The organism is Micromonospora sp. ABR4_055 (genome assembly GCF_056160425.1).
The window spans coordinates 1-16,635 of the sequence record NZ_JBSWXD010000153.1 but is presented as its reverse complement, the minus strand read 5'-3'; the positions used below and the strand labels follow the sequence as shown (position 1 = coordinate 16,635).

Annotated in this window: 20 protein-coding genes and 2 pseudogenes; 10 read left to right on the top strand and 12 right to left on the bottom strand. The window is 68.3% G+C overall.

Going from position 1 to position 16,635, the window contains the following annotated elements:
• Positions 1-53: 53 nt before the first annotated feature.
• Positions 54-353, bottom strand: a complete 300-nt coding sequence (locus ACXAHD_RS26405; RefSeq protein ID WP_475053955.1) for a hypothetical protein — start codon at positions 351-353, stop codon at positions 54-56.
• 234 nt (positions 354-587) lie between these two features.
• Positions 588-1,494 (bottom strand): annotated as a pseudogene (locus tag ACXAHD_RS26400) (helix-turn-helix transcriptional regulator).
• A gap of 155 nt (positions 1,495-1,649) precedes the next feature.
• Between ACXAHD_RS26400 and ACXAHD_RS26395 the strand changes: the two are divergent.
• A pseudogene (locus tag ACXAHD_RS26395) lies at positions 1,650-2,089 on the top strand (alpha/beta fold hydrolase); the annotation flags it as partial.
• Positions 2,090-2,112: 23 nt separating this feature from the next.
• The gene (locus tag ACXAHD_RS26390) at positions 2,113-2,610 is read left to right on the top strand and encodes a YcxB family protein (protein ID WP_289212155.1); all 498 of its coding nucleotides are present in this window, start codon (positions 2,113-2,115) and stop codon (positions 2,608-2,610) included.
• A 70-nt stretch (positions 2,611-2,680) separates the two neighbouring features.
• On the opposite strand, the gene ACXAHD_RS26385 is transcribed toward ACXAHD_RS26390, so the two are convergent.
• Positions 2,681-3,628, bottom strand: coding sequence for a helix-turn-helix transcriptional regulator (locus ACXAHD_RS26385; protein ID WP_475053952.1), 948 nt, complete (start codon positions 3,626-3,628; stop codon positions 2,681-2,683).
• Between the two features lie 63 nt (positions 3,629-3,691).
• Between ACXAHD_RS26385 and ACXAHD_RS26380 the strand changes: the two genes are divergently transcribed.
• Together ACXAHD_RS26380 and ACXAHD_RS26375 are read left to right on the top strand one after the other, a co-directional pair.
• The gene (locus ACXAHD_RS26380) at positions 3,692-4,633 is read left to right on the top strand and encodes an alpha/beta fold hydrolase (RefSeq protein ID WP_475053949.1); all 942 of its coding nucleotides are present in this window, start codon (positions 3,692-3,694) and stop codon (positions 4,631-4,633) included.
• A gap of 65 nt (positions 4,634-4,698) precedes the next feature.
• Positions 4,699-6,099, top strand: coding sequence for a DM9 repeat-containing protein (locus ACXAHD_RS26375; protein WP_475053946.1), 1,401 nt, complete (start codon positions 4,699-4,701; stop codon positions 6,097-6,099).
• A 67-nt stretch (positions 6,100-6,166) separates the two neighbouring features.
• Here the strand turns inward: ACXAHD_RS26375 and ACXAHD_RS26370 are convergent, their stop codons facing one another.
• Complete coding sequence (locus ACXAHD_RS26370; protein ID WP_475053943.1) at positions 6,167-7,111, bottom strand: NAD-dependent epimerase/dehydratase family protein; 945 nt, start codon at positions 7,109-7,111, stop codon at positions 6,167-6,169.
• Between the two features lie 70 nt (positions 7,112-7,181).
• On the opposite strand from ACXAHD_RS26370, the gene ACXAHD_RS26365 reads away from it, so the two are divergent.
• Positions 7,182-7,619 (top strand): MarR family winged helix-turn-helix transcriptional regulator, encoded by a 438-nt coding sequence (locus ACXAHD_RS26365; RefSeq protein ID WP_475053941.1) that lies wholly within the window; start codon positions 7,182-7,184, stop codon positions 7,617-7,619.
• Here the strand turns inward: ACXAHD_RS26365 and coaD are convergent.
• The 4 genes from coaD to ACXAHD_RS26345 form a co-directional block, all read right to left on the bottom strand.
• Complete coding sequence (gene coaD / locus ACXAHD_RS26360; RefSeq protein ID WP_281553202.1) at positions 7,561-8,070, bottom strand: pantetheine-phosphate adenylyltransferase; 510 nt, start codon at positions 8,068-8,070, stop codon at positions 7,561-7,563. The genes ACXAHD_RS26365 and coaD overlap by 59 nt on opposite strands.
• A 5-nt stretch (positions 8,071-8,075) precedes the next feature.
• On the bottom strand, positions 8,076-8,669 hold the full coding sequence (locus tag ACXAHD_RS26355; RefSeq protein WP_281567492.1) for an HD domain-containing protein: 594 nt from the start codon (positions 8,667-8,669) through the stop codon (positions 8,076-8,078).
• A 469-nt stretch (positions 8,670-9,138) separates the two neighbouring features.
• Positions 9,139-9,582, bottom strand: coding sequence for an ImmA/IrrE family metallo-endopeptidase (locus ACXAHD_RS26350; RefSeq protein ID WP_281553201.1), 444 nt, complete (start codon positions 9,580-9,582; stop codon positions 9,139-9,141).
• 48 nt (positions 9,583-9,630) lie between these two features.
• Positions 9,631-10,224 carry a helix-turn-helix domain-containing protein gene (locus ACXAHD_RS26345; RefSeq protein ID WP_281553200.1) on the bottom strand — a complete coding sequence of 198 codons (594 nt, stop codon included), beginning with the start codon at positions 10,222-10,224 and terminating at the stop codon, positions 9,631-9,633.
• 168 nt (positions 10,225-10,392) lie between these two features.
• Between ACXAHD_RS26345 and ACXAHD_RS26340 the strand changes: the two genes are divergently transcribed.
• From ACXAHD_RS26340 to ACXAHD_RS26325, 4 genes are all read left to right on the top strand, one after another.
• The gene (locus ACXAHD_RS26340; RefSeq protein WP_281553199.1) at positions 10,393-10,638 is read left to right on the top strand and encodes a toxin HicA; all 246 of its coding nucleotides are present in this window, start codon (positions 10,393-10,395) and stop codon (positions 10,636-10,638) included.
• Positions 10,638-10,982: a type II toxin-antitoxin system HicB family antitoxin gene (locus ACXAHD_RS26335; RefSeq protein ID WP_281553198.1), complete on the top strand. Its 345-nt coding sequence runs from the start codon at positions 10,638-10,640 to the stop codon at positions 10,980-10,982. Before ACXAHD_RS26340 ends, ACXAHD_RS26335 begins: the two co-directional genes overlap by 1 nt.
• Before the next feature lie 90 nt (positions 10,983-11,072).
• The gene (locus ACXAHD_RS26330; RefSeq protein ID WP_281553197.1) at positions 11,073-11,609 is read left to right on the top strand and encodes a hypothetical protein; all 537 of its coding nucleotides are present in this window, start codon (positions 11,073-11,075) and stop codon (positions 11,607-11,609) included.
• The gene (locus ACXAHD_RS26325) at positions 11,596-12,096 is read left to right on the top strand and encodes a hypothetical protein (RefSeq protein WP_281553196.1); all 501 of its coding nucleotides are present in this window, start codon (positions 11,596-11,598) and stop codon (positions 12,094-12,096) included. Before ACXAHD_RS26330 ends, ACXAHD_RS26325 begins: the two co-directional genes overlap by 14 nt.
• A 236-nt stretch (positions 12,097-12,332) precedes the next feature.
• Here ACXAHD_RS26325 and ACXAHD_RS26320 read toward each other — a convergent pair whose 3' ends face one another.
• From ACXAHD_RS26320 to ACXAHD_RS26310, 3 genes are all read right to left on the bottom strand, one after another.
• On the bottom strand, positions 12,333-12,881 hold the full coding sequence (locus ACXAHD_RS26320; RefSeq protein ID WP_281553195.1) for an SMI1/KNR4 family protein: 549 nt from the start codon (positions 12,879-12,881) through the stop codon (positions 12,333-12,335).
• A gap of 52 nt (positions 12,882-12,933) precedes the next feature.
• On the bottom strand, positions 12,934-14,055 hold the full coding sequence (locus ACXAHD_RS26315) for a helix-turn-helix domain-containing protein (protein ID WP_475053934.1): 1,122 nt from the start codon (positions 14,053-14,055) through the stop codon (positions 12,934-12,936).
• Between the two features lie 198 nt (positions 14,056-14,253).
• Positions 14,254-14,400 carry a hypothetical protein gene (locus ACXAHD_RS26310; protein ID WP_281553193.1) on the bottom strand — a complete coding sequence of 49 codons (147 nt, stop codon included), beginning with the start codon at positions 14,398-14,400 and terminating at the stop codon, positions 14,254-14,256.
• Positions 14,401-14,610: 210 nt separating this feature from the next.
• Between ACXAHD_RS26310 and ACXAHD_RS26305 the strand changes: the two genes are divergently transcribed.
• Positions 14,611-16,014, top strand: a complete 1,404-nt coding sequence (locus ACXAHD_RS26305) for a P-loop NTPase family protein (protein WP_281553192.1) — start codon at positions 14,611-14,613, stop codon at positions 16,012-16,014.
• A 41-nt stretch (positions 16,015-16,055) separates the two neighbouring features.
• On the opposite strand, the gene ACXAHD_RS26300 is transcribed toward ACXAHD_RS26305, so the two are convergent.
• On the bottom strand, positions 16,056-16,635 hold a 580-nt coding region (locus ACXAHD_RS26300), incomplete at its 5' end, for a GPP34 family phosphoprotein (protein WP_475053930.1).

The following is a 16,635-nucleotide window of genomic DNA, read 5'->3' as shown; positions in this document are numbered from 1 at the left end:
GCGATCTGGCACAACAACAAGACCGGCGCACCCGTCACCCGGTCCCTGATCGCCTACGACCACTGACGGGACTTCGGAACAACTCGTCTAGACATGTGGGCGATCAACGGGTTCTCTAGCGCGAGGCGGCCGAGCAGTGCGGCGTGCCGCTCGAACCATTCGACGCCCGGGTACGGCCACAGGTATCCGGACACCATCTTGGTCCTGAGGTTGACCTCCGTGTACGACGTACTGACACAGGGCACGAGGCGGAACAGTTCGCGACAGCCGGCCTCCGCGAACTCACCAAGGTCGCGGGTCCGGCTGATCGCCTCGACCATCGTCAGGATGGCACCCGACCCGGGGGTGGTCATCGCCGTACCACCGGCACCCGGTCGGTGTCGGAGAGGCGCGACGGTAGGAGGCAACCAACGATGCTCACCCGCACAGTGTGCCCGCCCCTCGCACCTAACGCTCAGTAGCGGTAGTGACGATTGACAGCGCCCAGCACGATGACCCGGCGCTCTCCTACCTGCATGACAGATCTGTCCAGAATCGGGAGTAATGCAGGATGCGCCGCCGCAAGTCACTCCTCGTCACGGTATTCGCTAATCTGTCCGGCGCTGGTTCGGTCGTCCGTCCAGCGGCGGCGGGTCCGGCGCGGGCGAGAGAGCCGCGCTGAAGCGGGCCGCGACCGTGGCGACGGCCGCCCGCAGCTCGGGGCCTTCTTCCACAGTAAAGTCGAACGGAACGGCAGCCAGCCACTCCTGGGCGTACATCGCGGGGTTCCGGGTGCTGCCGACCAGAACGCACCGGTCGCCGGCCGGAGTGAGGCGGCCCATTGGCGGCCGGATCCACGGTGCGACCCGCTCCCGCGGCGCGTGGAACACGACCCGGGTGCGGTACTGCCAGCCGGCGCCGAGATGGACCTCCAGCGCGGCGACCGGGTCCAGGTCGTCGGGCGGGGTGAAGCCGTGCGGCAGCTGCCGCACGGCCCGGACCCGGTCGATCCGGTACGTGCGTACCGCGTCGGCGCGGTGCGAGTGGCACAGCAGGTACCAGCGTCGGTGCCGGACCACTACCGCCCACGGGTCGACCTCGGCGTCGTACTGCTCGCCGCTCTCGCCGCGATAGGTGATCGCGACCCGGCGCCGGTCGGCGACGGCGGTGACCAGGGCGTTCGTGATGGTCGGGTCCGTACGGGCCGAATGCCGGTCGGGGGCGGCCGAGGCGTACCCCCGCAGGGCCGCCGCCTGCCGTCCGATGTTGTCGGGCAGCGCCCGGATGACCTTGCTGAGTGCCGCGCCGATCGGGTCGTCGGGGTCGATCGCGGCGGGCTGCCCGTCGAGTACGGCCATGACCAGGCCGAGAGCCTGTTCCTGGGTGAAGACCACCGGCGGCAGCCGGGTGCCCCGGCCGAGCCGGTAGCCGCCGTACGGCCCTCGGACCGATTCGACCGGGATGCCGGCCTCCCGGAAGGATGCCGATGTAGCGTCGCGCAGCCCGCTCGGTCACGCCCAGGGCGGCGGCGAGCTGGTCGGCGGTGGTGCCGGGGCGTTCCCGCAGGATTTCGAGCGTCCGCACCGCGCGGGCGGTCGGGCTCGGTCCGGTGCGCACAGCGCAGACAGTACCGGAAGTAGAACGTCCGGAATCGCCGTTAGGTTGAGCCCATGACCGCAGAACAGATCGTGCTCATCGGTGGCTTGTGGCTCGACGGGTCGGCGTGGACCGACGTCGCCGCCGAGTTGGAGAAGATGGACCGGCGTCGGGTGCCGGTGACCCTGCCGGGTCAGGCGACGGGAACACGTCGGCGACGCTCGCCGACCAGTTGGCCGCGGTGCTCGCGGCCGTGGACGCGGGACCGGGCAGGTCGGTGGTGGTGGGGCATTCGGCGGCCTGCACCCTGGTCTGGATGGCGGCCGACGCCCGGCCCGAGCGGGTGGCGAAGGTCGTGCTGATCGGTGGCGTCCCGGCGGTCGACGGAGACACGTACGCAGACTTCTTCGAGGTCGACGCCGGTGTCGTGCCGTTTCCGGGCTGGGAGCCGTTCGACGGCGCGGACGCGGCCGACCTGGACGAGCAGGCCCGGCGGGACTTCGCGGCGGCGGCGGGTGTGGGCACTATCGTGCTGGGGTGCGTATCCGTTTCGACGTCCCCGCCGATCCCGACTACCCGGGTAAGGCGGCCGCCGCGCTCAGCCGGGTGCGGCTGGCCAAGTACGGCTACATCGGCGCGGTCCTGGCGGCGACCGGGGTGGCCGCTTTCGTCGGCGGGCGGGAGTACGGCTGGGGCGAGCAGTTCTCGCTGCTGTGGATGTCGCTGGTCACCGCCGGTGTGCTGTCGATGCTGTACGGGCCGTGGGTGCGCTCGCGGGCCCGGCGCCGGTCCGGCGAGTACGCGGTCGACGGCGGCTACGACATCACCGACGACACCATCACAATGCGCAGCGGTACGGAGTTCGGCGACATCGCCTGGGACAGGGTCAGCAAGGTGCTCGACACCCCCGGCTTCTGGATCGTGTACGTGGGCCGGATGCCGGCGACCGTGATCCCCCGTGAGTTGATGTCCGCCGACGACGTCGAGACGTTGCGGGACTTCATGGTCAACCGCGGCCTGCTCCAGACCGGGTGACGACGGGCCTCCGCTGGCGCAGGCGCTCTCAGCCGTACCGCTCGACGGGCTTTCAGCCGGTGCGTGCGTCTCAGCCGTACCGCTCGACGAGCGCGGTGCCGATCGCGGCCAGCTGGTCCCGCACCCCGGCGGGGCCGGTCACCTCCAGCCATTCGACCTGCCAGGCGAGCTCGCCGGCGAGCGTGTACTCGCTGTAGCCACGGATCACGACCTCGACGCGGCCGTCGGCCGTGGGGCCACCCACCTCGAGCCGGTCGCCGAGCGCCATCCGGAGCGTGCCGATCCCGTCGGGCGCGCAGACCGCCTGGATCTCGACGGGCATCCGCCTGCGGTCGACCTCGTCGGCGATCTCCCGCCAGCTCTCGGCAAGGTCGAAGTCCGCGGGTCGGTGCACTGGATCGTCGGTGGGGTCGACGGACGAGACGCGGTCGATCCGGAAGGTCCGCCGGCCAGACTCGGTGGTGGCGACGAGGTACCACCACGGATCTTTGGCGACGATGCCCAGCGGGTGGACGGTCCGCTCGGTTACGGTGCCGGTCCTGTCGACGTAGCCGAGCCGCACCTGGACGCCCCGGATCACCGCGTCCTGGAGTTCGTCGAGGAGGCGCGGCGGCGGGCGATCGACCCGGCCCGCCCCCCATCGTTGCGGGTCGATCGCGATCGACGACGCTGCCGCCTCGGCCGGCGCCCGGAAGGGCTCCGGCAGGGCACGGACGAGCTTGCGCAGCGCGGTTTTCACGGCCGGCGTCGTGGCCGAGGCCGGGCCGGCGACCAGGAACAGGGCGCGGGCCTCGCCTGCGGTCAACCCGGACAGGTCGGTACGGGCACCGCCGACGAGGCGCCAGCCGCCGCCCCGGCCCTGCGTCGAGTACACGGGCACCCCGGCCATGGCCAGGGCGTCGAGGTCGCGGCGGGCGGTGCGTTCGGAGACCTCCAGCTCCCGGGCGACCTCCGCCGCGGTCACCTGCTCGCGCTGTTGCAGCAGCAGGAGTACGGCCACCAGCCGGTCGGTTCGCATGCCGCCAAGATTGTCAGATAAACCGGTCATGAGGTGACCGGTTATGGTCGGCAGGATGGCGACATGAACTTTCCCGAACCCAGTCTTGTCCCCGTCAACGGTGTGAAGCTCGAAGTCTTCGAGGCTGGCCGGCAGAATGCCGGAAAGCCGATCGTGCTCTGTCACGGCTGGCCGGAGCATGCCTACTCCTGGCGTCACCAGATGCCGGCCCTCGCTGAAGCGGGCTACCACGTCATCGTCCCGAACCAGCGCGGCTACGGCAATTCGTCGCGCCCGAGCGAGGTGACCGACTACGACATCGCGCACCTGTCGGGTGATCTCGTCGCGCTGCTCGATCACTACGGGTACGACGATGCCACCTTCGTCGGCCACGACTGGGGTGCGATGGTCGTCTGGGGGCTGACCCTGCTGCATCCGGACCGCGTCAACAAGGTGATCAACCTGAGTCTGCCGTACCAGGAGCGCGGCGAGACGCCCTGGATCGAGCTGATGGAATCCGTACTCGGTGGCGACTTCTACTTCGTCCACTTCAACCGGCAGCCGGGTGTCGCGGACGCCGTGTTCGACGAGAACACCTACCAGTTCCTGCGCAACCTGTACCGGAAGAACCTGCCCATGGTGCAGCCTCGGCCGGGCATGGCGTTCATCGAGCTGGCCAGGGCGGCAGCACCACTCGGTGAGCCGGTGATGAGCGACAGCGAACTGGCCGTCTTCGTCGCCGCGTTCGAGTCGACCGGGTTCACCGGCAGCATCAACTGGTACCGCAACCTCGACCGCAACTGGCATCTGCTGGCGGACGTCGACCCGATCATCCGACAGCCCACCCTCATGATCTACGGCGACCGGGACGCGATCGCCAAGTCCGCCAGGCTGGCGGAGTTCGTGCCCAATGTGGACGTGGTCACCCTGGACTGCGGGCACTGGATCCAGCAGGAGAAGCCGGAAGAGACGACCCGGACGATCCTGACCTGGCTTGAACAGCAGGACGCCACCCGGGACAGGTAGACCCTGACGGCGTCCTGACGACCCAGGGTGGCCGTCGGCCCGAGGAGCTGAACTATCCTTCATGGATGGAAGAGTTCGAAAGCGGTTACCGTTGGGAGACCGCCAGCGCAGGACAGATCCCGGCCGGCGCGGCACCCCACGGCTACGAGGAGAACGGCGCGCTGCTCTGGGTGTGCCGCGCCGAGCTGCACGGGGGTATGCACCCGGGCCGGGTCCGTCCTGATCTTGGTGCCGCCCTTATCGCCTGGGGCGGCGCGGAGGTCAGCGTCGACGAGTACGAAGTGCTGATGGATCGCGGCGTCTGGGGCATCGGGTCAGACGGCGCAGTGCCGTCGGACGCGACGCCGGTGGGCCGGGAGCACAGCGGCGAACCGCTCTACGTCGCCCGTGCCGCGGTCGCGCCCGGCGCGCTGCACGTCGGCAAGGTGCGGCCCGCTTTCGGCGCGGCCAACATCGGGTACGGCAAGAACGAACGCACGGTCGCGACGTACGAGGTGCTGCTGGACCCGCAGCCGGCTCCTGCCGCACATGTCGACGACCGCACCGGCGTCCAGATGGAGCCCACCTACGCCGACTTCGGCACCGACCCGGCGCGCACCGGCAACGTGACCATCACCGGCATCGACCGGTCGTGGAACGCCGACGGTCACCTGGCCATCAATGCATGCGGCTCGGTCGAGCTGGAGTTCGACGTGCCCGATCCGGGCGTCGTCGGCGAGGCATGCGTCGCCGTCGTGGCGCTCGCGTCGATGCTCTCCGGCTCGCCCGGACACGCCCCGCTGACCGTTCGCCTCAACGGCAGGCCACTGGCCGACCGGCTGCGGATCCCGAACGGTGGCGGGCTGCCGCAGCGGCTGATCTTCGCCGTCTCGGCCGAGGATCTGCTGGCCGGCCGCAATACGCTGCGGGTGGAAAGCGGTGGCGATGCCAAGAGCATGCTGTGGCTGTACCGGGTGACGATCGACCCGATGCACGCACATGACCAGGCCAGGTCGGCGCTCGAAAGCCAGCTGATCGCAGATCCGGTGCTGAGGTACGCCACCAGCCGGGGTGAGGTCACTCTCTTCATCGACCGGGGCGAGCATTGCCTGCTCGAGCACGTGGCCTGGGCGGACGAGTCCGGCGCCGAGTACGCCGTCACCTTCGAGGCCCAGCAAGCCGCCTTCTACGGCTGGTGTCGCCGGCCGGGCAAGCGACCGAAGGAGTTCCGGGGCCAGCTCATCGAACGTAGTCCCGCCACCAGGGATACCTCGCGATACGTGGCCCAGGAAGGCTGGGGTGGTGGCTGGTATCCCTCGCACGACCTCCTGCTCGCGGTGGGGGTGGGTGGTCGCCCGCTCACCCGGTTGGCCTGGCGCGACAACCGGGGCGGAAACGGCACGATCGCCTTCCGTGACGACACCTTCCTGGGGACCCACCAGCGGGTCGGAGAGGGCCCTGTCGGCTACCGGGGCCGAATGAGGTAGGAGCATCGCTGCCGGGCATCCCGGCCAGGCCGGACCACACCCCCTCACCCACACAGTCGGCCGGGAGCTACCGCTGGTTTCCCGCGCGCAGCCAGGCGATGTAGTCAGCGGCAGCCGCGGCGGTGTCGTACTGGGGGTTGAATCCGGTGTCCTCGCGCAGGCGGGTGATGTCGAGCCAGCTCACCGGGCGGCCTCCGCCCGAGGCAAGTTCGCACTGGAAGCCGGGCTCGACAGAGGCGATCGCGGTGACGACTTCGGCGTTGCTTGTGGCGCGACCAGAGGCGACGTTGTACGTGGAGTTGGTCAGCTTCTCGGCGAGCTGCAGCAGCGCGAGTGCGCGACCGGTGTCCTTGACGTAGAGCAGGTCGAGAGCGTCTTCGGCGTGCGGCGGTGCGAGGAGTCCGGACAGGTCGGGTTCGCTGCGCCGGGCTGCGGCATAAGCCAGGGAGGGCGCGGCGAAGAACGGGTCGGGCAGGTGTCCGCCGGGACCCCAGGTGCCGCAGATGCGGGCGTTGATGATGTCCACGTCGGTCACGTCTGAGAGGTGGCCGGCGAGGAGTTCGGTGATCTTCTTGAACGTCGGGATGGCGTGGACGTGCCCCAAGGGGATCGGCACGTCCTCGGTGAGCGCACCTTCAGAGGTGAAGCCGTAGACGCCGATGGTGCTGGCGGTGACGACGCGGCGCACACCCCAGGTCTGCGCGACGCGGACGATGTTGAGGAACGCCTCCAGGGCTCCTCCCGTCGCTCCGATCGGGTCGACGTCGGTCGCCGGCCAGGGCAGGGCGAGGGCGAGGTGCACGATTCCGGTGATCGGGTACCGCCGGCCGACGGCGAGCAGCGCGTCGAGGTCGGCGACGTCGGCCTGGACGACGTGGATGGGCAGGTCCGCCAGGTGTGGGGGGATTTGGGGGGTGCGGCGCTGGAGCAGGACGCACTCCTCGCCGGCCTCGGCGAGGGCGCGGACGGTGTGGGAGCCGATGAACCCGACCCCTCCGGTAACGATGATCATGACAAGCCTTTCGCAGTAAGTCTGATCGTCAGCGGTACTGACGATCAGACTATGCCCTAAGATGGGAGCCGTGTCCACCGAGCCGAGCGACACCGCTGACCCGCACGAGGTCCTGGGGTACCTCCTCAAGCACGCGGCCCTGAAGCTCACCGCGTTGACCGACGCAGCGCTCGAGCCACTGGGGATCGACAGCAAGGACTTCGGAGCGCTCCGGGTCCTGGCCCACCGGGAACCGACCTCGCAGCTGCAGGTGGCGCAGACCCTCGGTATCGACCGCACCACGATGGTCGCCTTGCTGGATGTACTTGAGCGCAAGGGCATCATCACGCGACGACCGGACCCCACGGACCGGCGCAGGAACGTCGTTGAGCTCACCGAACAGGGGTTGCAGACCTACGACGCGGCACAGGTGGCGTACGGGAAGGCCGAGAGCGCGTTCCTGGCCGGGATCAGTCCGAGTGCGACAAGTCAGCTTCGCCGGACACTGCGGACCCTCGTGGAGAACTGACCCGACCCCCAGCGTCGTACGACGCACGGGCCGACTTCGCCGCATGCTGTGCTCGTGCGACGGTGGACGAGATGGCGGCCAGCTGCGGACGGGTCGGCAACCAGACGGTCCGGACACCGAGCCGCTCGTTCATCGCGGCGAGCTGGTGCTCGTAGTGGACGTCTGCAGCCGTACGCACGCCACGGACGATGACCGTGGCACCACGGCGCAGGCAGTAGGTGGCGGTCAGGCCGGCCCACGCGTCGACCTCGACGTTGCCCCAGTCCGCCGGGAGGGCGTCGCGCACGCGTACCGCCCTGGCCGTGGCCTCGGCGGTCGGTTGCTTGTCGGCGTTCACCGCCAGCAGCACGATGATCCGGTCGAACATCACCCGGGCACGGGCCACCAGGTCGCCGTGCCCCGGGGTGAACGGGTCGAACGTACCGGGATAGACCGCCAACGAACCGCGCACCGACGTCAGCCGTCCGTGATGGGGTAGCTGTTCTGGAAGGCGAGCCGCTGGTCAGCGTCCGCCGCGATGCCGTCAAGGTGATCGTCGAGGTTGACGAAGGCCTGCCAGGGTTCCTGCCCGGAGGCGGCAGCGAGACGGTCGACGACGAGTTGTTCGAGGTCGACGACCCGTTTGGCTTTCCAGATCTTGTCGGCGAGGCTGACGAGCAGGTCTTCGCACTCGATGCCGGGCGACTGCCAACTGGCGTGCGTCGCGGCGAAGCGTGCCAGGTACGGATCGATGCCGGCGTCGAGCAGAAGCTGTTGACCGGCCGGCTCGTGCCCCGAACCCGGCCCGGAGAGCTCCGCCACGTGAACGGTCTTGCCGATGTCGTGGGTGGCTGCGCCGAAGAGTACGGCGTCGCGGTCGACGGTCAGGGTCGGGTAGTGAACGGTCAGCCAGTCCGTGAGCTGGGCGGCGACGTCGTGTACGGCGCGCAGATGCGCGGCCAGCCGCGGCGGCGCGTCGAGCCTGAGCAGAAGGTCACCGACCGGAGCCGGCAGCGGCCGCAGCGGCCGCAGCGGCGGATCATCCAGGGCATGGCGCAGCGTCAACGGCATATCTGCTCCATGGCGCTCGGCTGTTGGGTCCCGGCGAACAATCGTAGGGCGCAATCAACTGACCACGTGCCGCCGGTAGCGCGCAGCCCGCTGATCGGTCCGCCAGCACCAGGGGCGTTCGGGCAGTTCGACCTTGCGTCGTACGTTGGCCGGGCATCTGGTGTCCGAGGGGTACCGGACAACCTGGACCGATCGGGTGGTCCTGATCCCTGAGGGTGAAACCGGCTGACCGCGTGGATGCCCGCAAACCTGCGCCTGACCTGGGCGGAGGCCGCGGAGCCGGAAACGATCGAGGCCCAACTTTGTCCGGAGCGTGCACCCGCCGCTCAACGTTCGCGGAGTCGAGGCCGGGCACCTCCAGGCGGCTGTGGTCGCAGCCCGGAGCTCGTACAACTCCAGCAGCCGCTTCGGATGCTCCGTCGAGGTGACGCCTACGCACGTCAAAATTGCCCCGTGAGGTGTCCGAGCGTCACCTCGATGCACGTCGGCCGTCAGCCGCGCTTCGATGGGCATCTGATGCGGGGGTGGGCAGATCGTCGAGGGTCACGGTGCCGTGCAGCAGCTCGACGACTCGGTCGGCGCTGATCACGCCCCGCCGGTAGGCGCGCATCGCCGCCTGCGCGTACGCCGGGGCGAGCGCCGGCGACCGAAGCTCCTGCGCGAACCGCGCGCCACGTACCTCGATGTAGTCGCCGACGGTCGGCCGCTGCGCCTGCAACAGGTCGCGCTCGGCCCGGGATATCAGTTCCAAGGTGTACGCGTGGGAAACAACCGCCGACCAGTTCACCCGATACTCGGCCGACAGGACGAACAGTCGTTGACGGGGGTAGTCCCACTCGCCCGACAGCTCGGCCCAGCGGGACCTGACTGACGGCCCGGGCATCAGGAAGTGGATCGCGAAGGCGTCGATCAACGCTTCCCGCTCGGACCGGCCGGAGCCGCCACTGACGTCCGCCGCGTACTAGTCGGCGAGCAGGTGGTGACCGAGCTCGTGCGCGAGATTCACCCGCCGCTGACCGGCGATCGCGGCACCGTTGACCAGCGCCACGCCCACTTGACCGGTCCGCAGATAGCCGCCGTCGATCACCCCCGGACCCAGGTCGAGCGAGAACGCGAGCAGGCCCAGCCGCTCGACCATCGCCTGCAGGTCGACCAAGGGGCCGTCTCCGCAGCCGAGCAAGGCGCGCGCTTCGGCCGCGCCGGCTTCCGCTTCGGCGAGTGTGGTGACGCCCGATTGCAGGCCTGTGGCCGCCATCGTCAGTGCTCCGACGTCGGACAGCAGCTCGACGTCGCGGCTCACGCGGTCCAGCGCGTCTTCCAGTCGCTGCACGCCATGGTCGGCCGAGATCCCGGCCCGCCTGCTGACGAGGGTCTCCGCCGGGACGGTGAGAAACCACTCGACGGTACGGCCGAGCAGCTCGGCGATCCGCGACAGCTCGAGCGCGTCCAGTTGACGCTGGCCGAGCTCGACACGGGTCAACGCCGAGCGGTGGATGCCGAGTCGTTCGGACAGCTCACGCTGGCTGAACCCGGCCAGCTCGCGGGCGGCTGCCACCCGGCCACCCACCGCTGTCCAGCTTCGCAGCCGTGCACGCATCACAGCCCCACTCCCGCCTCAATGGTGCGAAAATCGCACTACTGAAGGATAGATCGGCAAGATCTGGTACGCCTTGCATACCTCGACAGGTTGCAGGTGTAGTACCACCAGCGGTACCATCGACCCATGCCGTCCGTAGAGAAGCTCGTTGAAGCGATGCGAAGAAGCCAGCAGAACATCGCCTACAACGACCTCTACCGGGTGTGCGAGCACTACTTCGGGAAGCCGCGACAAGACAGCAGCTCCCATGCCGTGTTCAAGATGCCCTGGCCGGGCGACCCTCGAGTCAATATCCAAAACGACAAAGGAAAGGCCAAGGCGTATCAGGTGCGGCAGGTGCTCAAGGCGATCGAGAAGAAGGAGGTGCTGTGATGCAGTCCGCTGACCGGCCCAAGGTGTCTCACTTCACCTACCGCGTCACGTGGTCGGCCGAGGACGGCGAGTTTCTCGCTACCTGCGCCGAGTTCCCATCCCTCTCGTGGCTAGCATCCACCCAGATCAAGGCTCTCCAGGGAATCCAGGATCTACTGCGTGAAGTGCTCGCCGACATGGAGGAGCAGGGCGAGCAGGTGCCGCAGCCGTTCGCTGACCGCAGCTACTCAGGCAAGTTCAACCTCCGCGTCGGAGAGAGCCTGCACCGCGAACTGGCTATCCGCGCCGCTGAGGATGGCATGAGCCTCAACCAGTACGTCTTGCGAAAGCTCAACGCTGCCTGAACATAGAGCTACCGGCGACCAAGCCCCGCGAGATGGTCCGGCCAGAGAACCCTGTCGCGCCGCGTTACGGCGAGGGCGATGATCGGGTCCATGACCAGCTTCCCGGCGCAGGCGCGCCGCGTACGCGACAGCACGCTTGCGCCACAACGCAGGCTGTCCGCGTTGCGGGAGTGCACCCAGCACTGCGCGCCGTACGGATTCCGCGCCACCTGGCATTACCTGGTCGCCTCCGCGCGCATCCCACGCCGGCCCGACGACGACCCCGGCGCGCTCGTCCGCGCCGTCGACGAACTGCAGCGGGTACGCGACGTGGTCCTGCCCCGCGCAGCCGAGTACGCCGGCCAGCGCCGTCAGGAGAAGCTGGCTGGCCGGCGGTGCTTACGGACATCGCCGCCCTGGAACTCGTGGGGCTGGTCAGACATCGCCTACTGCCCCGACCCGGAACACCACCCGACAGCACCACTGGACACCGTCGTCCAAGCGGTCCTCGACCGCCAAGCAGCCGGCATCAACTCCGATACGCACTGCCTCGCGTGCGGCAACGAACGGCACCGACCCGGCCGCGTCTGCCCGACCTGCGGCGTCCATCCAGCCGGTCGCGCCGGACGCTGGTATGGCGCTGGCTGACATCGACGAATTGCTGCCCCGCTCGCGTTCGCCTCGGGACTACCTGGATCTCGTCGCCGATCCTCGAATCGACCAGGCGGTGTTGCATACCCTGGCGACCAGCCCGTACTCGTTCGTGCGCCAAGCGGTCGCCGAACATCCGCTCGCCGACGCACGAACCCTGTCTACCTTGCCGACAGACGACCTCGACCGATGGGATCGCAATCGCTTGCTCGCCACGACCGCCCGGCACCCGAACGCCGACCGGACAGTGCTGCTCGGCGTACTGGCGCAAACGCTGATGATGCTGCGGCTGCCGGACGTCAGGCCGTATGCCTGTGCCCTCGCCCTGGCTGAGCGTCCCGAGCTTGAACCCTTCGAGGTGTCGGCCCTCAACGATCAGCCTGGCGCCTCCCGCCGGATGCGCCGCGGTGTGCGTCGTCGTCTGGCCATGCGTCCACCAGCCCACCGATCGTTGTCGTCACCGGACTACGCCGATCGATCATGATCTGGCTCGCGCCTACTGCCGGCGCGCGTGCTCACGTGCCGGCGGGTAGCCGGGCTGGTCTGGCATCCAAATGTGTCGTCGAGGTGAGGCTGACGCACGTCAAAATCGCGAGGTGAGGTATCTGAGCCTCACCTCGATGAAGTCCCCGCCGTCTCGACACCCGTGTCCGCCGCCCGCAGTACGGGCGACGAGCTCTGTCGTCACTGATTCGGGCGATCCCATGACGTCCGCTTCTCTCAGCACTCGTCGTACTCGCTCTCGGGCCGCAGAGCCTGCAGGAAGGACACGAAGTCTGGGGCGAGCACGGTCACCTGGTAGTCCCACTCTTGATCTACATGGACCACCTGCGGCTCGCCGTCCGGGCCGCAGTCCCGGTAGTCGAACGCGATCATGTCGTGCCCAGCAGAGGGGCAGGTTGCGAAGTACACGCCGATCGGCGGATAGGCCCATTCCTCGATCCAGAACCGACTGCCGGCTTCACCTGCCAGCGAGTATCGCTTCTTCCTCCCGATCCCCATGATGCCGTCCACGGCGACGTGATCCTGCGCCCATGTGGTCCGGCTCGGCGCAGGGCAGCACGGGTCACGCGGTATCCCGCCGTTGTGCGACCTCATCAGCGTCAGGTACGACGTCGGCAGACGGAAGCCCAGTTCGGCCTGCACCGATGCGATCAGAGCGTCCGACGGCGGCGCGTCGACGTAGGTGTCAAGCGCGTACTCGCTGTCGTCCCAGAACGAGGCCACAGCAAGGCCAGGATAGGCGTGCTGGACGAATTCATGGAGCATAGTGCTCCTTGCGACCGGTGACGATTGCCGTGCTGTACCTGTCAGCTGGCCATCATGGGCTGCTGGATCGCAGCGACGCTTCGATGGGCATCGGGTGCGGGGAGGGCAGGTCGTCGAGGGTCACGGTCCGGTGCAGCAGCTCGACGACCCGGTCCGCGCTGATCACGCCGCGCCGGTAGGCGCGCATCGCCGCCTGCGCGTACGCCGGGGCGAGCGCCGGAGACCGAAGCTCCTGCGCGAACCGCGCGCCGCGTACCTCGAGGTAGTCGCCGGCAGTCGGCCGCTGCACCTGCAGCAGCTCGAACTCGGCCCGGGAGATCAGCTCCAAGGTGTACGCGTGGGAAACGGCCGCCGACCAGCTCACCCGGTATTCGGCGGCCAGGACGATCAGCCGTTGCCGAGGGTGGTCCCACTCGCCCGACAGCTCGGCCCAGCGGGCAATGACCGACGTTCGTGGCATGAGGAAGTGGATCGCGAAGGCGTCGATCAGCGCTTCGCGGTCGGACCGGCCGGAGCCGCCACCGACGTCCGCTGTGTACTCATCGGCGAGCAGGTGGTGACCGAGCTCGTGCGCGAGATTCACCCGCCGCCGACCGGCGATCGCGGCACCGTTGACCAGCGCCACACCTGTTTGACCAACCCGCAGGTAGCCGCCGTCGATCACCCCCGGACCCAGGTCGAGCGAGAACGCGAGCAGGCCCAGCCGCTCGACCGCCGCCTGCAGGTCGACCAAGGGGCCGTCACCGCAGCCGAGCAGGGCGCGCGCTTCGGCCGCGCCGGCTTCCGCTTCGGCGAGTGTGGTGACGCCCGATTGCAGGCCTGTGGCCGCCATCGTCAGTGCTCCGACGTCGGACAGCAGCTCGACGTCGCGGCTCACGCGGTCCAGCGCGTCTTCCAGTCGCTGCACGTCCTGGTCGGCCGAGATCCCGGCCCGCCTGCTGACGAGGGTCTCCGCCGGGGCGGTGAGAAACCATTCGACGGTACGGCCGAGCAGCTCGGCGATCCGTGCCAGCTCAAGCGCGTCCAGTTGACGCTGGCCGAGCTCGACACGGGTCAACGCCGAACGGTGTATGTCGAGTCGTTCGGCCAGCTCACGCTGGCTGAACCCGGCCAGCTCGCGGGCAGCGGCCACCCGGCCGCCCACCGCTGCCCAGCTTCGCAGCCGCGCACGCATCGGAGCTCCACTCTTCTACTACGGTGCGAAAATCACACCCCTCTATGGATACCCGGCAAGGCACCCGTGCAGGCGACGGCGTGTTCCTGTCCCACCCGTGGCCCAGTCACGTCAACCGCCTGGGCAGCTGCGCTTCTCCATCAAACAGGGCACCGCGCTGCCAGAACAGTCAAGCAGTCTGGTCTATACGCCGAGAACTCACTTCGAACTCCACGAGTCAATCGTCAGCCTCGCGCAGGGCTGCCGGCGCGGCTTGGCGAACGCTTCAAGATCGTTTAACGCGATCTTGATCGGGACCACGAGGAGATCAGACAGCTCACTCAGGTGGATGACGATCTTGCGCAAGCCGACAGGGATCCTGATCAACCTGCTAGCGACGCCGGCAGATGCAAGCCGTTGCGTAGTCGGCGGGTCAACTAACTCGGCTGAGACCAAGACCTGTCACTGGGACCAGGTGCTCGGACCTCGCAACGTTCAGCATCGACTTTCATCGCTGTTTATCGAGACCACGCATAGGGCAATGCCAGCCTGCAACGCCAGACGCAGCATACGGAGGTGGCGATCATGGATGTTCTGGGCGACGTCCTTTTCCCGGTAGCAAGCGGGCTGATCGTTGCTGCGACCGGCACCATTTTGGGGATCCTGTGGCGGAAGCGTCGGGTTCCGACCGCGTTGGTCCGATCCGTCTGGCGAGCCACATACCTCGGCAGCGTACTCCGGGAGTCGCTCCGCGTAGGCGTCTCAGAGCTCTCCGTGGTCGCACCACGGTTGTCTCCAGCCGGCCAGGAGAAGCACGTCGCGGAGATCCAGGACTCGTGGGACGAAATCAACAAACGCGGCAGGGTCCGCGTGCTGACCTTGGACTCCGACAATTGTCTGCGAGCAGGCTCTGAACTTGTCTCTCGTGGAATCGATGTCAACGTCGCCGAGCGCGGCCTAGGCGCAGAAAGCCTTAGCTACCATATTTTCTCTGGGCAAAACGGAATCGAACCGACCGCGATCGTCAACCATCACAACAAGGATCGTGACCAGCCGGCGCGAATCTCCGGCACCAGCCCGGTCCAAGTGTTCGGCGACCATTTCGAAAAAGAATGGCGCGCATCAAACTCCCTCGAAACGGTTATAGCAGAAAAGATTCTCAACCAGGCCGGAGAAGGCGGGACCCCCAATGTCGCGCAGGTCGTCCGATCACTTCAGGCCGCCCGCCACAACCTTGGCCTGAGCAACGGCGTGGTGGAGAAGGTGCTCCCGCACCTGGCCTTCCGCCACAGTGCATCCGTCATATTCGTTGTCGGACTCCCTGGAACCGGGAAATCCCATCTCCGCAAGATTATCGTCGAGATGCTCCAGCGCAGCCGGGTTCGATGCCGCTCGCTCAGCGACTACCCATACGCCTTCCAGGGCTTCATCCACGAACTACTCAAGCTTGAAGGGACGACGACTGGTGGGTTCACGCCATACCCCGGTGGCGCGTTCACCGTCGGGAGCGAAAGCGTCTTGACGCCTGCGCTGCGTGCGCTCGCCAACGTCGTACGGAACACTCTGAACGAGTCGGAGGTGACGTTGGTTGAGTTCGCACGATCGGACCTAGTTAGGGCGCTGTACGAATTCGATGACATCCGGTCGCGATCCCAGGTCCTGTACGTAACTGCGCCGGCGGAACTGCGTGCCACGCGACTGCGCCGACGTGCGGAGCCACCCGAGTCCCGCATCGACGGCGGAACGCTATCCTTGGTCCTGCCGGACAACCACCTGCTACCCAGCATCGCCGAGCAAGGGCTCTACGGCTCGGACGACTCGCACCAGCTTGCCCGTCACCTCCGGTGGCGCGGTCGCGTGCACCAGATCGACAACAGCATCGATGATGGTGGTCAGCGAGCCCAAGGTTCGTTGGATCGGTTCGTGAGCCAAATCGTGGACCAGTATCGTCCCACCGAGGTAGTCGGTTCACGCAGGTAGTTCGATCTTTCAAGGGGATGCAGCAGGGTTAGTGGGGAGGGTCAGTGGCGGCGGTGGGCGGCGCCGTCGAGGCGGTGGCGGGCGATGGTGAACAGTTCGGCGATCTCGGCCGGCAGGCGGGCGGCGGTTTCCCGGTGCAGGTGGCGGCGGGCCGCCGGCGGCAGGCCGGTGAGCACGAAGTCGTCCAGCCCGGTCACCAGACACAACCCGCCCAGCCGCGCCTCCAGATCCGGCAGCGGCTCACCGCGCTGTAGGCGTACGGTCAGGCGGGCCCAGGCCCAGGCGGCCCGGTTCATGTCCGTCGGCACATGGACCACGGCGGTGGTCAGCAGCCGGCGGCGTACCGTCCGGGGCCGGACCACGCCCGCCGCGGTCAGCCGCCGCGCGACCTGGCCATGCGCCCGCGGCGCCAACAACGCCAACCACGTCCCTACCCGCCGGTGTCGCGGCTCCGCCGCCAGCCAGCGCAGGATCCAGCCGCCGAGCACGTCCACCGGTACGTGCCGCGCGGCCAGCCACAACCGGCCACTGTGCACCCGCAACGCGCCCGCGTCGACCAGGTCGGCCAGCAGGGCGGCGGCCAGACCGTACCCGACCGGCCCGGCCGGCAGACGCGGCCGA